The organism is Acinetobacter sp. AOR43_HL (assembly GCF_027854635.1).
GTDB lineage: Bacteria > Pseudomonadota > Gammaproteobacteria > Pseudomonadales > Moraxellaceae > Acinetobacter > Acinetobacter pittii.
This window is the reverse complement of record NZ_JAKTHX010000033.1, coordinates 19,370-34,102: the sequence shown is the minus strand read 5'-3', so window position 1 is coordinate 34,102 and position 14,733 is coordinate 19,370. Positions and strand designations below refer to the sequence as shown.

The following is a 14,733-nucleotide window of genomic DNA, read 5'->3' as shown; positions in this document are numbered from 1 at the left end:
GATGAAACAGATCATGATGCTTTCATCGTTCCTCTTACTTTGTGCATGCCAAAAAACCACACCTCAACTAGAACAGACCACCTTGCCCGACTTAGGCAGCAAAGCTAAATGTAATTCTTATTCGGGCCTTCCTTCAGGTTGGCCTAAAAATAAAGAAGCAGGCATGGTCAAGCTTCCGCAAGGAAAAATTGTTTTAGGCACCACACAAGGTTATGAAGATGAACGCCCATTAAACTTACAGGCAACTTCAGTTCCCGCTTTTTTAATTGATGCAACTGAAGTCACCAATGCTCAATTTCAAGAGTTTGTTAAACAAACGGGTTATGTCACCGATGCAGAGAAGCAAGGCGGCGCAGCTATGTTTGTACAACCAGATCATCCAGTTGAAGAATTACAATGGTGGCGATTTGAAAAAGGTGCCAATTGGAAACATCCATGGGGCTTAAATAACCCTAAACAACCCGCACCTCACGAACCTGTTCGCATGGTGACATGGAATGATGCCTACGCTTATGCAAACTGGCTGGGTCATGACTTGCCTACCGAGCTTGAGTGGGAATATGCAGCCAAAGGTTTTCAGCAAAATTCCGACATTGGCCCTACTCACGAAGGCCATATTGTAGCCAACTTCTGGCAAGGTGAATTTCCTTATAAAAACATTCAGGAAGATGGTTTTAAGGATGTTGCCCCTGTGGGTTGTTTTAGTAAAAACCCATTTGGATTATATGACTTGATTGGCAATGTATGGGAATGGACGCAAACACCCTACACAGGCCCACGAGATCACCACATGGGAGATCCATCGAAATATCGGCAAAGTCATGAACAGATTTTGCAATACACGATTAAAGGTGGGTCTTATTTATGCGCAACTAATTATTGCGCGCGTTATCGTGCTGCCGCAAGGCATCCACAGGAACTCGACCTTGCAACTAGCCATGTCGGATTTAGAACAGTAAAACGCTTTTAAACGGATTTAAAAATGAAGCATATTTTTATTTATGGGATTTTATTCTCAGGGACAATCCTTGCCTGCTGTTTAGCTCACAGTGAAGTAGACGTTAATTTTAAAAATACACTCACACTAAAAACATTCAACTTCGACAGACAATATGAAAATGGTACTAACCCCGATACTCATAGCTTGAGTCAAGGCTTGATTTATCGTGGTGACTGGACAACCAAGCTTAATGATGTACAACTACACCTCAATCCAAGCATTCAATATGCATATCGCCTAAGTAACGACCAACACACCAATGATATGGTCATACCCTTTGACGCAAATACCAAAAAACAAGCACAAGACCAAGTTAAATATGGCTTAGGTGCTGGAATTGAATATCAAAACTTTCGCATGAATGTAGGTGAAATTATTCCCGACTCACCACTTACCCCACAAGTCGATACACATCAATTACGGGTGAACTATAAAGGCTTGGAATTAAAATATAAGACATCGCAACAAAATTTCGAGCTGGGTTTGATTAACCGTTATTCGCCAAAAAATGAGGAGGATTACTACAGACTAGCCATATCAAAACATGAATCTGATGGGCTTTACTTTTTCCAGTGGGATGGGAAAACGCCTCAATATAATTGGAAATTTTATAATGGTTACTTAAAAGATCTCATCAATCAAAGTTACTTTGCTTTTGATTATCAATGGACAAAGCAGCACACTACAAAATTACGTGTGTTTCGACACGACGATGTCGGTAAATCAAATCTTGGTGAATATGACAATACATCCGTAGGGGCTATGCATTTTATCAAACATGGCAATTTTACAACTGGAATTGGCTACCAAGAAAACTTTGGCAAAGATGGTATTCCAAAACTCGACAATATGCCCATCCCGCATATGGTTAACTGGACCTTAGGCGCGTTTACCAAAGCTGATGAAAAGTCTTATCATTTCCTTGCTTCGTATGACTTTAAAGAATATATCAAAGGTCTAAAAATCACCTATAAATATATTTATGGAGATTCATTTCAGACTATGAATCAAAATGATTTTGAGCAAGAAAGTGATGTGTTGATTCAATATGACCTAAATGCTTGGATTAAAAATCTTAAATTTCTTTTCTTAAATATTAACTACGACACCAAACATGGCAAAAGTCTGGACGAACAGCGCATGATGCTTCATTACACGGTTAATTTCTAAATCTCTACACTCCCATAATGGCTTAACCACAGTCATTATGGATCCAAATAAGGATGAATAAAAATTTAGCCTCTAAAATTCAAAAGAAATACAAAAGTCTTTAATAGCAATCAAAAACATACAAAACAACCAAATCTAAAGATCAATTTTTTTAAAAAATATACTGCTTATCAATTGACCATTATTTTTATTTACTATAAATTGGATCCAATAAGTGATAAGGAGTCGTCACAATGTTTATTAAAAATGCTTGGTATGTAGCCTGCCGCCCAGAAGAAATCCAAGACAAACCGCTAGGTCGCACCATCTGTGGTGAAAAAATCGTTTTTTATCGTGGCAAAGAAAATCAAGTTGCAGCCGTTGAAGATTTTTGTCCGCATCGTGGTGCCCCACTTTCACTAGGTTATGTCGAAGATGGAAACCTCGTGTGTGGCTATCATGGTTTAGTCATGGGCTGTGATGGAAAAACCGTTTCAATGCCAGCCCAACGCGTAAATGGTTTCCCTTGCAACAAAGCATATGCAGTTGTTGAAAAATTCGGTTTTATTTGGATATGGCCAGGCGAAAAAGCTTTAGCAGATGAAGCAAAACTGCCAACTTTAGAATGGGCAGATCATCCTGAATGGAGCTATGGCGGAGGCCTGTTTCACATTCAATGTGACTATCGCCTCATGGTCGATAACCTGATGGATTTAACCCACGAAACCTATGTTCACTCAAGCAGCATCGGACAAAAAGAAATTGATGAATCATTACCAATCACTAAAGTTGATGGTGACCATGTCATTACTGAACGTTACATGGAAAATGTGATCGCACCTCCATTTTGGCAAATGGCCCTTCGTGGCAACCACTTGGCAGATGATGTCCCTGTTGACCGTTGGCAACGTTGTCACTTCTTTGCCCCAAGTAATGTGCATATTGAAGTCGGTGTGGCACATGCTGGACATGGCGGTTATGACGCACCAAAAGACAAAAAAGTTTCGTCAATTGTCGTGGACTTTATTACTCCAGAAACTGAAACCTCACATTGGTATTTCTGGGGAATGGCACGCAACTTCCAGCCAAACAATACTGAACTCACCGATCAAATTCGTGAAGGCCAAGGCAAAATCTTTACTGAAGATTTAGAAATGCTGGAGCAACAGCAGCAAAATATTTTGAACAATCCACATCGCAAGTTACTGATGCTTAACATCGACGCAGGCGGTGTACAGTCTCGTAAGGTGATTGAGCGACTACTTGCCGAAGAAAATAAAACGCCTCCTGAAACATCCGCACAAAAGTTTCCAAACATTCGGATTATTTAAAGGAGCATGAACATGGACGTTATTATTCAAAAAATTCACCAACTCACCCCGACCATTCGTGCCTTTGAACTGATTGCAGCAAACGGTACTGAGCTACCGAATTTTGAAGCAGGTGCCCATATTGATGTGCATCTTAAAAACGGCCTAACCCGTCAATATTCACTTTCAAATTGTTGCAGTGAAAAGCATCGTTATGTAATTGGTGTTTTACATGATGCTAACTCACGCGGTGGTTCACGTTGTATCCATACTGAATATCGTGAAGGCGACTATTTAAAGATTGGTGAACCACGTAATTTATTTGAAATTCATTCTCAAACAAAGCAGGCGGTTTTATTTGCTGGTGGTATTGGCATTACCCCCATTTTATCGATGGCGTATCGGCTTAAATCGGCCAATGTTCCTTTCGAATTACACTACTTTGTCCGTAGTCATGAAATGATTGCCTTCTATGGCAATTTAACCGAGCACTTTGGTGACCAAGTCCATTTTCATATTCAAGATCAGCCAGACACCGAATGTAATATGGCAGAGGTTTTAGGTCAGAGTTCACCAGATAGACACTTATATGTATGTGGGCCTACAGGGTTTATGCAGTTTGTCATGAGCTCAGCTGAACAAGCTGGCTGGCACAGCGAGCAATTACATCAAGAGCACTTTGTCGCTCAAAAAGTAGATACGTCTAACGATGAAGCTTTTACTATTGAAGTTAAAGGTACGGGCCGCCGAATTGAAGTATTGCCAGAGCAAACTGCTACTGAAGCATTAATTGCAAATGGTTTTGATATTCCTGTTTCGTGTGAACAAGGCATTTGCGGAACGTGTATTACTCGCGTTGTAGAGGGTACGCCTGATCATCGGGATCTATTTATGACCGATGAGGAACATGCTTTGAACGACCAATTTACGCCCTGCTGTTCTCGTGCAAAAACTAAAAATCTTGTGATTGAGCTTTAATAGCTAAGTTCCTTTATTAAAAAATAAAGGAACTTATTTCACCTTAAGCACTAAGAACATTTCTTAGCGTTTCACCTAAAATCACTACACTACTGTGCTCACGCATTAAGGTTTCAGCACGCCCTGCCTGACGATGTGTCAACGCATCGAAAATCGAACAATGCTGTAAATGTGCATAGTGCAAACGACGATATTCCGACAAAGCTTGCTTCTCATCATAGGTAATGGCTTGAGCAGAAGCCATCGGCAATTGATTGTTTTTTGCTAGAGCTTGTATGAGCGCAACATTTTGCGCGCCCTCAATAATCGTGTCATGAAAAATGACATTAAAATGATGATAACGTTCCAGTTCAGCATCGCCAAACTCGTCTTTTTCATTAAAGAGTTTTTCCGTTTCTTGAATGCAATGTTGGAGGGTCTTTTTCTGCTCTTCGCTTAAACCTTGTTCTGCCAAAGTTTTCGCAGCCAATCCTTCAAGCACACCCCGCACTTCAAGCGCATCATGAACCAGTTGTTCTGAAATTTCACGGACGGTGTAGCCACGGGTTGGGTTCTTAATGAGAAGACCTTCTTGTTCGAGCAACCGAAATGCAATACGAACAGGCTGTCTCGAAACACCAAGTAACTCGGCAGTGGGAATCTCAGCAATTCTGGCACCACCTTCAAGTTCCCCTGAAATAATCATTTTTCTTAATTTAAGTAAAACTTGTTGCCCTGAAGACATTTGCTGCCACACATTGTCAAAAACGTCACTTCGATGCTAACAAGTTCATTTGCAAAATGAAATAAATTTTCTGTGTGAATCAGTGCGTAGGAATTTAGCTCAACCTAAACAAGCTCATTTATTTAAAGGCTTTTAAGATTATTCACCATGATATCGAGATTATTACGAATTAAATAAGCCAGATTGATATCAATGCCTTCAAGCATTTTCTCTTCAACTTTTAATACAACTTCATTGCATTTATTGAGTTTTTCAACACCACTTTCGGTGAGTGTAATTAAAATACGGCGGCCATGCGTAGGGTCAGGTTTCTTTTCAATCCAGCCATTGACCAGCAAATCTTGCAGAATTTTATTGGCAGATTGCGGCTTAATAAAAGAACGTTCAGCAAGTTTGGCATTGGATACATTACTTTTTGAAGCTAAAACAGAAAGCGCAGTAAATTGCGGCAAGGTAATCTCAAGCTCTTTTAAATGTTCTGTTAAATGTTTACTAATAATTCGATCAACACGAGCAATCATGTAACTTAACTTAGGCTCATCTTCTACTTTTTTTTGAACTGAATTCGAACGTACCATAACCTTTCAATCATCATAAGAAAATCTGTAGTGAAAGTATGAGGCGCTAACCCCATACTTTCGTTAAAACTTAGCGAGCACCTGAGCTTTGTACTAAATGTACAGGCTGTTTAGGTTTTTTGACAAGAAGTAATGCAGAGATCGCTGCAATTAAAATCACTGGAATGCTTGAACCAATCACAATGGTTGAGCTTTGTCCAAGTGAAAGTAAAAAACCAGCCATTAACGGTCCGGCAAAAGAACCAATACGCCCAATTGCAACCGCCGCACCAACTCCAGTTCCACGCATTTCAGTCGGATAATACATTGCGGCTAAACCGTACAATGCCGATTGTCCACCCACAATAAATAAACCACAGCCCATTGCCGAAAGCGCCAGTAAAGCCACGGTTGGAGAAATTGCCAAGCAACAAAGTGAGAATAAAATGCCGAGATAAATTAGTTTAATCACAAAGCTCATGCGTAATTTATCAAGCAATACACCCATTAAGATTGAACCTAAGATTCCACCAACGTTGTAGCCCATCTGTACATAGTTTGCTTGTAGCTTCGATAAGCCTTGCGCACCCATCAGTAACGGCAACCAGTTTAACAAGAAGTACAGCACCACTAAGGTACAGAAGAAACTCACCCAAAGCTGAATGGTCGACATACGGCGTTCTTTGGCAAATAAAACTTCAAAGAATGGTGTGGTTTCTTGCGCTTGAACTTTACGTTGCAGGTAATCATTTGACTCAGGTAAAAAGCGCATGATGAGTGGAATTAACAAAATAGGCGCAATACCGCCAATATAGAAAATATGACGCCACTCTGCATCACCCGCCAACGACATGGCAACCACAGAAGTCAGTAATCCACCAAAAGGAATGCCGCTATACATGATACTTACCGCTTTGCCCTTGTGCTGGTCAGGCACAGCTTCAGAGGCAAGTGTAATCATCATCGGGAGTGCCCCGCCCATTCCCAAACCGGTACAAAAACGGATGAGTAACAGCAAACTGAAGTTAGCAGCATATGCGGTTAGCAAAGACATAATTCCAAAAAGCAGAATACTAAAAATCAGAATTTTCTTGCGCCCTACAATATCTGCAAATCTACCGCCTAATATTGCACCTGGTAGTGTTCCTAAAATTGCAGCACTAAATGCCCATGCCATCTGGCCATTATCCAACATAAACTCAGCCCGCATTCGTGGAGCGGCTACCCCCATTGATTGAAGATCAAAACCTTCAAAAATTGCGATTGCAAAACAAAGTAGTAACGTAATCTTTGCTCTTGCAGACTGTCCTAATATCTTTTCCATTGTGTTGTCCTTTATTGACTAGTCGTTCCATTTAGCCCTTTGTGTATTGTTGTTTAAACACACCAAAAATATCAGTTAAACTTACTAAAAAATCAACATATTTTTATATAAAATTATTTATTAAATTAATTTTTATTTAAAATACATACAATTATAAAATAATTATTAAATTTTAGAAAAAAGACTTGAATGTAAGTTTAACTGATATTAAATTAAATCTCAGAACATCACAAAATCATTCAAGGAGTATGAAGATGACTTATGAAAATCGCTGGGAAACCGTAGATGTTAAAGTTGAAGATGGAATTGCTTGGGTCACACTAAATCGCCCAGAAAAGAAAAATGCCATGAGTCCTACACTCAATCGTGAAATGATTGATGTGCTTGAAGCCATAGAACTTGATCAAAATGCGCGTGTTTTAGTATTAACTGGTGCGGGCGATTCTTGGACAGCCGGCATGGATTTGAAAGAATATTTCCGCGAAGTCGACACTCAGCCTGAAATTTATCAAGAACGTATTCGTCGTGACTCATGTCGTTGGCAGTGGCAACTTCTTCGCATGTATTCAAAACCAACCATTGCAATGGTTAACGGCTGGTGTTTCGGAGGCGGTTTCTCACCATTAGTAGCATGTGATCTTGCGATTGCAGCAGATGAAGCAACTTTCGGTTTATCTGAAATTAACTGGGGTATCCCACCGGGTAACCTTGTAAGTAAAGCAATGGCAGATACCGTAGGTCACCGCGCATCTTTGTACTACATCATGACGGGTAAAACCTTTAGTGGTAAAGAAGCCGAAACTATGGGACTTGTGAATAAAAGCGTACCACTTGAACAGCTAAAAGCAGAAGTCACTGAACTTGCAAATTGTTTACTTGAGAAAAACCCAGTGGTTCTTCGTACAGCTAAAAATGGCTTTAAACGTTGCCGTGAACTGACATGGGATCAAAACGAAGACTACTTATATGCCAAGCTAGATCAATGTATCCATCGTGATACTGAAAATGGTCGCCAAGAAGGTTTGAAACAATTTTTAGATGAAAAATCAATTAAACCGGGTTTACAGAGCTATAAACGTACTGGTTAACTTTTGATTCTTTAATGGCAATGTAAGGACACAACCCATGCAAAATGTACAGTTACTAATTCACGGTCAATCTGTTGATGCATCAAATCAGGCAACTTTTGAGCGTATTAGCCCTATTGATGGATCAGTGGCAAGCAAAGCTGCTGCTGCAACTTTGGACGATGTTGATCGTGCAATCGAATCGGCACAACAAGCTTTTAAAGTATGGTCGAAGCTCTCGCCTACCGAACGCCGTTTACGTTTGTTAAAAGCAGCCGATTTAATGGACCAAAAGACCGAGCAATTCATTGAAACTGGAATGCAAGAAACAGGTTCAACTGCGACATGGTATGGGTTTAACGTTCATCTTGCTGCCAACATGTTACGTGAAGCAGCAGCAATGACCACGCAAATTGACGGAAGCCTGATTCCGTCAGATGTGCCAGGTAATCTTGCCATGGGTGTACGCGTTCCTTGCGGTGTGATTGTAGGGATTGCACCTTGGAACGCCCCTGTCATTTTGGCAACACGTGCGCTTGCTATGCCTTTGGCTTGTGGTAACACGGTAGTGTTAAAAGCCTCGGAAGCCTGCCCAGCAACACATCGTCTCATTGGTGAAGTGTTACATGAAGCGGGTCTAGGTGAAGGTGTCGTGAATGTGATTACCCATGTTGCCGAAGATGCACCACAAATTGTTGAACGTTTAGTGTCTCATCCAGCCGTAAAACGCATTAATTTTACGGGTTCAACCAAAGTCGGAAAAATTATTGCAGAGACTGCTGCTAAATATTTAAAACCAGTTTTACTTGAATTGGGTGGCAAAGCCCCTGTCGTGGTTTTAAACGAGGCGGATATTAATGAAGCCGTAAATGCCGTCGCTTTTGGAGCGTTCTTTAATCAGGGGCAAATTTGTATGTCGACCGAACGTGTTTTGGTTCAAGACAAAATTGCCGACCAGTTTATTGAAAAGCTCATTGAGAAAACGCGTTCTATTCAGGCGGGCAACCCAACCTCGAAAGAAAATGCACTCGGCGTTTTAGAAAGCCGCCGTGCCGCAAACCGTATTCAGCATTTACTTGAAGATGCCCAAAACAAAGGTGCCGACTTACCTTTAGGCATTCATATTGAAGACACCACCATGCAACCAACGCTGGTGCTCAATATTAAACCTGACATGCTGCTTTACCGTGAAGAATCATTTGGGCCTGTCTGCACAGTTCAACGTTTTGCAACCGTTGAAGAAGGCGTAGCACTGGCAAATGACAGCGAGTTCGGTCTTTCTTCAGCAGTGTTTAGCCAAAATATTTCACAGGCATTGGAAGTGGCTAAACAGATTGATTCGGGTATTTGTCATATTAACGGCGCAACCGTGCATGACGAAGCTCAAATGCCATTTGGTGGTACAAAATCGAGTGGTTACGGACGATTTGGTAGTAAAGCCTCTATTGGTGAATTTACCGATTTACGCTGGATCACCATTCAGACCCAATCACGCCATTACCCGATTTAGTCGGGTTAATGTGAACAACGACATATTAAATAAAAATTGCATGATGCAAAAAAAATAAAGCGCAGTGATGCGCTTTCCATGGAGTGAAAGAAATGCAAATGAATGCCACTCAATCACAAGACCGCGAACGGTTCGTAAAATTAGGGCAACATGATATTCATTATCACCATAAAGATGACACGCTCTATATCAGCCCAAAAGAGCAATTAAAACCGTATCCACAAAAACTGACAGATCGGTTAATTCATTTTGCACAAACCAAACCAGACCATATTTTTGCAGCAAAACGCAATGCTCAAGGTGAGTGGGTCAAACTAAGTTATGCAGAAGTTTTACAACGCGCATGGCATATTGCTCAGGCATTACACGAACGTAATTTAAGCCAAGAAAGACCTCTGGTCATTTTAAGTGGTAATGATCTTGAACATTTAACACTCTCTATGGGTGCTATGCTGGCGGGTGTGCCTTTTTCAGCAATTTCCCCAGCCTACTCTCTTATTTCTCAAGACTTTGGCAAACTCAAACATGTGTTTGAAGTGCTCACACCTGGATTGGTCTATGCCAGTGATGGTCAAGCATTTGCCAAAGCCATTCAGGCATGTATTACATCCGACATTGAAGTGGTGACCAACAAAGGTATTGTGGGCGATCAGATCTGCACGTCTTTTCAATCTCTGTTAGATACGCCTGTTTCAAATGTTCAAGAGTTTTATCAAACCCTTGATGAAAACCAAATTGCCAAATTCTTGTTTACATCAGGTTCAACTAAACTCCCTAAAGCTGTGCCGACCACGCATTTAATGTTGTGCGTCAATCAACAAATGCTGTTGCAGACTTTCCCTGAGTTTGAAGAGACTCCTCCTGTCCTTCTTGACTGGCTGTCTTGGCACCACACATTTGGAGGCAGTCACAATGTCGGCATCGCGCTCTATAACGGCGGTACGATTTACATTGATGATGGCAAACCAGTTGCAGGAAAATTTGACGAAACCATTCGTAACCTCAAAGAAATTTCTCCAACAGTTTATTTAAATGTGCCAAAAGGTTGGGAAGAACTGACCGAAGCTTTAGAAAAAGATGAAGAATTAAGAGACCGCTTTTTTGCCAAAGTTAAAATTTTATTCTTTGCAGGTGCAGCACTTTCAGAAGCGGGCTGGAACAGATTAGATAAAATTGCTCAGCAACATTGTGGAGAAAAAATTCGCATTATGAGCGGATTGGGTATGACTGAAACTGCACCATCTTGTGCTTTTACAACAGGTCCACACGTGATGGCTGGCTTTATTGGTTACCCTGCTCCGGGGTGTGAAATTAAGCTGGTTCCATGTGGTGACAAACTCGAGTTTTGTGTTCGTGGCAAACATGTCATGAAAGGCTATTGGCGCTTAAAAGCAGACCAGCAAAGCACTGTGTTTGATGATGAAGGCTTTTTCCACACTGGCGATGCTGTTCGTTTAGTCGACATCAATGATCCCACCAAAGGCCTCATGTACGACGGGCGAATTGCCGAAGATTTTAAACTCAATACAGGCACTTTCGTCAATGTCGGCACACTACGCAATAAAGTGCTTATTCAAGGTAATTTACTGATTCAAGATGTTTGTATTACAGGTTCAAACCTGAATGCTGTTGGTTTTCTGATTTTTCCAAAATTAGAAGCTTGTGCTCAATATGCAGGCCTTAAGCTTGGTGAACATTCTGCAACAGAGATATTACAGCACCCTAAAGTCCAGCAATGGTTCCGCCAATTTTTAACGACCTTTAATAAAGATGCGACTGGCAGTTCAAATACAGTCTCAATGCTTTATTTAATGACTGAACCACCTCAGCTCGATGCTGGAGAAGTGACCGATAAAGGCAATCTCAATCAAAGCAATATTACGAAACGTCGTGCAGCTTTAATTGATGAGCTTTATCAAAAGCAGGGCGACAACCCACTGATTATTAGGGTTCCTACCTTAAAGCAATAAGCTATTGAAATAAAAAAGGAAGCTCAAACTTCGGTTTGGGCAATAGCCCCACTTTTGCCTAAAAAAGGTTCAACATGCCACACGATACAGAATTTGAACTATTTCGGGACAGCTACCGCAGGTTCTTAAAAGAACAGGTTGCTCCGTATTATGAACAGTGGGAACACGATGGTCTTATCCCACGTGACCTATGGCTTCGTCTTGGGGAAAATGGCTTTTTGTGCGTAGATGTGCCCGAAGAATATGGCGGCTATGGCGCCCCTGTTCATTATTCCCTCATGCTGGCTCAAGAAACTGCTCAAGCTGGCTTTGCATCTTTAGCTGTTGCCATTGGTGGGCAAAATGAGCTGGTTTCTCCTTACCTACAAAATATCGGGTCCGAAGAGCAAAAACGCTATTGGTTACCGAAAATGGTGACAGGGGAAGTAGTCACCGCAATTGCCATGACCGAAGCCAATGCAGGCTCGGACTTACAGGCCATACGCACTCAAGCCATTTTAGAAAATGACCGCTACCGTATTAATGGTTCAAAAACGTTTATCTCAAATGGTTTGCACGCCGACCTGATCGTTCTTGTGGCTAAAACCAATCCTCAAGCCAAAGCAAAAGGTATTTCGATTCTTTTAGTTGATGCTGCTTTAGACGGCGTTAAAAAAGGTCGCTCTTTACAAAAAATCGGACTACATGCCCAAGATACTGCCGAACTTTTTTTTGATGATGTGTATGTTCCTGCAACCCAGCGTTTAGGTGAAGAAGGACAAGGCTTTGCCTATTTAATGCAAGAGTTACCGCGTGAACGTTTAAGTATTTCCATGATGGCTTTGGGGTCAATTTTAGGCGCCATCGAACTGACCAAAGACTACGTGCTGGAGCGTAAAGCTTTCGGACAACTTTTAAGTCAAATGCAAAACACACGGTTTGTGCTCGCGAATGCACAAATCAAAGCGAAAGCCGCCCAAGCTTTTGTAGACCAATGTGCAGCGCTGTATCAACAACACCAGTTAAGCGTCACTCAAGTTGCTGCATTGAAGTGCTTTATTACCGATGTTCAATGTGAAGTGATTGATCAATTACTTCAGCTTTTTGGCGGCTACGGCTACATGCAGGAATATCCGATTTCACGCTTTTTCGTGGATGCACGGGTACAAAAAATTTATGGGGGAACCAATGAAATTATGAAAGAAATCGTTGCCCGAGAACTGCTCGGAAAATAATTCGATTTAAAAACCAAATAAGGCAGACACAACAACCATGCCTTGTTGAAAACAAGAAATGATATTTCAGGAAGAAATGCTATGTCGAAATTATGGATGTACTCTACCCTTATGCTCTCTGGTTCAGTCTGGGCGGGCAGTTTTATTGATAACAGTTCAGTAGAACTCACCACACGAAATTTCTATTTCGACCGCGACTACCAAGAACAATCCGCTTACCCTGCTGCCAAGGACTGGACACAAGGGTTTATTCTCAAAGCCAATTCAGGTTATACCGAAGGGACTGTCGGTTTTGGGCTGGATGTACTTGCAACGGCAGGCTTCAAACTCGATGCCGATGCCGAGCATGGCGGTACAGGAAACTTACCTAGAGACACGCGTACCAATGAGCCTGCCGACTCTTACGGAGAAATTGGTGTAACAGCAAAAGCTAAAATGAGCCAGACAGAGCTGCGCATAGGCACGCTAATGCCGATGAACCCTGTTTTAGTGGCTTCACCTGCTCGCTTGTTACCTCAAACTTATCGAGGAATTTCACTGACCAGTAAAGATATTAAAGATTTTGATTTACAGGCAGCATACCTCGATAAAGTGAATCATCGGGATTCGACCAACTATGAAAAAATTAAAATTTCAGGCGTAAATGGACGCTTTAAAAGTGCTGAAACTGATGGGCTTTATTACTTAGGTGGAAACTATCAGTTTAATCCTGCACTAAAACTCGCAGCTTTTTACATGGATGTTGATGATCTTTATAACCAAACCATGATCGGTGCCTTACATCAACACAAAATTAATGACACCACTAATTTTAGCTCGCAATTACGTTACTACCGCAGCCGAGACGACGGACAAGCAAAAGCAGGCTTAGTCGATAATGACCTTTATCATGCGCATTTCGAACTCAAACATCAAAACCATAAATTTATTTTTGGAACCTTCCAACATCACGGCGACACCGCATTTCCGTATTTGACTGGAGGTGAAACTGGCCTACTCATTGATACATGGCCGGGCGAGTTTTTAAACCCAAAAGAAAAAGCCTATAGCTTCCGCTATGAATATGACTTTAAAGATTACGTTCCAGGTTTACGTTTCATGACCCGTTACACCACAGGTCACAATATTTATGCACCCAACTTAGGTGGCACCAATCTAAAAGAACGCGAAACCGACTTTGATTTAGGCTACACCGTTCAAAGTGGCTGGTTAAAAAATCTCGGGCTACGCGCGCGCTATGCAATGTATGACAACAACATGCTCTCCACTGCAAACATCAAGCCTGTAAACGAAACCCGCATCAACATTGATTACACATGGAAATTTAAATAATTCAAAACAAGAGGTTCAGTTACACATAGAACCTCTTTTTATTTCGGGAAATTCATCATGAAGAAAGTTGTAACGCTACTCTGTGGAATGAGTCTGATTGCCCTGACTCATGCCGAAACTCAATATAGCCCACCGCCCATTCAGCTAGAGCCTTTAGCAAAATTTAGTGTGGATTTAAATGCGCCTGTTTGGGAATTAGGCACAACCAGTGATGCTGGTAAACGCCGAATTATTCCTATTACAGGTGGAACATTTGCAGGGAAATCACTTAAAGGCCGCATTTTAAATAATGGCGCAGATTGGCAAATCGTTGACAGTAAAGGACTAGCCATTATTGATACACGATATTTGTTAGAAACCGATGACGGTGCACTCATTTATCTTCAAACCAAAGGTTACCGACATGGCTCGACAGAAACACTAAAACAGCTTGCTCAAGGCAAAGATGTCGACCCGAAAAATTACTATTTCAAAATTACCATGCAGTTTGAAACCAGCTCACCTAAATATGCATGGCTTACCAGACCGTTGCAGTAGGTAGTGCAATGCGCTTGGGCAAAGCGGTTATTTATGATGCCTACACCCTGAAATAATAATT

General features: G+C 41.3%; 12 protein-coding genes and 1 pseudogene. 10 read left to right on the top strand and 3 right to left on the bottom strand.

The window, feature by feature from the left end:
• Positions 1-16: 16 nt before the first annotated feature.
• The 4 genes from MKL33_RS17090 to MKL33_RS17075 all read left to right on the top strand — a co-directional run bounded on the left by MKL33_RS17090 (position 17) and on the right by MKL33_RS17075 (position 4,437).
• The gene (locus MKL33_RS17090) at positions 17-970 is read left to right on the top strand and encodes a formylglycine-generating enzyme family protein (RefSeq protein ID WP_270907427.1); all 954 of its coding nucleotides are present in this window, start codon (positions 17-19) and stop codon (positions 968-970) included.
• A gap of 12 nt (positions 971-982) precedes the next feature.
• The gene (locus tag MKL33_RS17085; RefSeq protein WP_270907405.1) at positions 983-2,170 is read left to right on the top strand and encodes an OprD family outer membrane porin; all 1,188 of its coding nucleotides are present in this window, start codon (positions 983-985) and stop codon (positions 2,168-2,170) included.
• A gap of 233 nt (positions 2,171-2,403) precedes the next feature.
• Entirely contained in the window at positions 2,404-3,480 is a 1,077-nt protein-coding gene (locus tag MKL33_RS17080) for an aromatic ring-hydroxylating dioxygenase subunit alpha (RefSeq protein WP_270907404.1), read from the top strand.
• Positions 3,481-3,492: 12 nt separating this feature from the next.
• Positions 3,493-4,437 (top strand): PDR/VanB family oxidoreductase, encoded by a 945-nt coding sequence (locus MKL33_RS17075; protein ID WP_270907403.1) that lies wholly within the window; start codon positions 3,493-3,495, stop codon positions 4,435-4,437.
• Positions 4,438-4,480: 43 nt separating this feature from the next.
• Here MKL33_RS17075 and MKL33_RS17070 read toward each other — a convergent pair whose 3' ends face one another.
• The 3 genes from MKL33_RS17070 to mhpT form a co-directional block, all read right to left on the bottom strand.
• On the bottom strand, positions 4,481-5,173 hold the full coding sequence (locus MKL33_RS17070; protein ID WP_080593028.1) for a GntR family transcriptional regulator: 693 nt from the start codon (positions 5,171-5,173) through the stop codon (positions 4,481-4,483).
• A 110-nt stretch (positions 5,174-5,283) separates the two neighbouring features.
• Entirely contained in the window at positions 5,284-5,739 is a 456-nt protein-coding gene (locus MKL33_RS17065) for a MarR family winged helix-turn-helix transcriptional regulator (RefSeq protein ID WP_151745196.1), read from the bottom strand.
• 70 nt (positions 5,740-5,809) lie between these two features.
• On the bottom strand, positions 5,810-7,042 hold the full coding sequence (mhpT, locus tag MKL33_RS17060) for a 3-(3-hydroxy-phenyl)propionate transporter MhpT (protein WP_270907402.1): 1,233 nt from the start codon (positions 7,040-7,042) through the stop codon (positions 5,810-5,812).
• 248 nt (positions 7,043-7,290) lie between these two features.
• Here mhpT and MKL33_RS17055 point away from each other — a divergent pair, with 248 nt between their 5' ends.
• The 6 genes and pseudogenes from MKL33_RS17055 to MKL33_RS17030 all read left to right on the top strand — a co-directional run bounded on the left by MKL33_RS17055 (position 7,291) and on the right by MKL33_RS17030 (position 14,728).
• Positions 7,291-8,130, top strand: a complete 840-nt coding sequence (locus MKL33_RS17055) for a p-hydroxycinnamoyl CoA hydratase/lyase (RefSeq protein ID WP_171058526.1) — start codon at positions 7,291-7,293, stop codon at positions 8,128-8,130.
• Positions 8,131-8,167: 37 nt separating this feature from the next.
• Positions 8,168-9,619, top strand: a complete 1,452-nt coding sequence (locus MKL33_RS17050) for an aldehyde dehydrogenase (protein ID WP_270907401.1) — start codon at positions 8,168-8,170, stop codon at positions 9,617-9,619.
• An 83-nt stretch (positions 9,620-9,702) separates the two neighbouring features.
• On the top strand, positions 9,703-11,589 hold the full coding sequence (locus tag MKL33_RS17045; protein WP_270907400.1) for a feruloyl-CoA synthase: 1,887 nt from the start codon (positions 9,703-9,705) through the stop codon (positions 11,587-11,589).
• 74 nt (positions 11,590-11,663) lie between these two features.
• Positions 11,664-12,803 carry an acyl-CoA dehydrogenase family protein gene (locus MKL33_RS17040; RefSeq protein ID WP_270907399.1) on the top strand — a complete coding sequence of 380 codons (1,140 nt, stop codon included), beginning with the start codon at positions 11,664-11,666 and terminating at the stop codon, positions 12,801-12,803.
• Between the two features lie 81 nt (positions 12,804-12,884).
• The gene (locus MKL33_RS17035) at positions 12,885-14,135 is read left to right on the top strand and encodes an OprD family porin (protein ID WP_270907398.1); all 1,251 of its coding nucleotides are present in this window, start codon (positions 12,885-12,887) and stop codon (positions 14,133-14,135) included.
• A 57-nt stretch (positions 14,136-14,192) separates the two neighbouring features.
• Positions 14,193-14,728, top strand: a pseudogene (locus MKL33_RS17030) (DUF3237 domain-containing protein).
• The last annotated feature ends 5 nt before the right edge of the window (positions 14,729-14,733 follow it).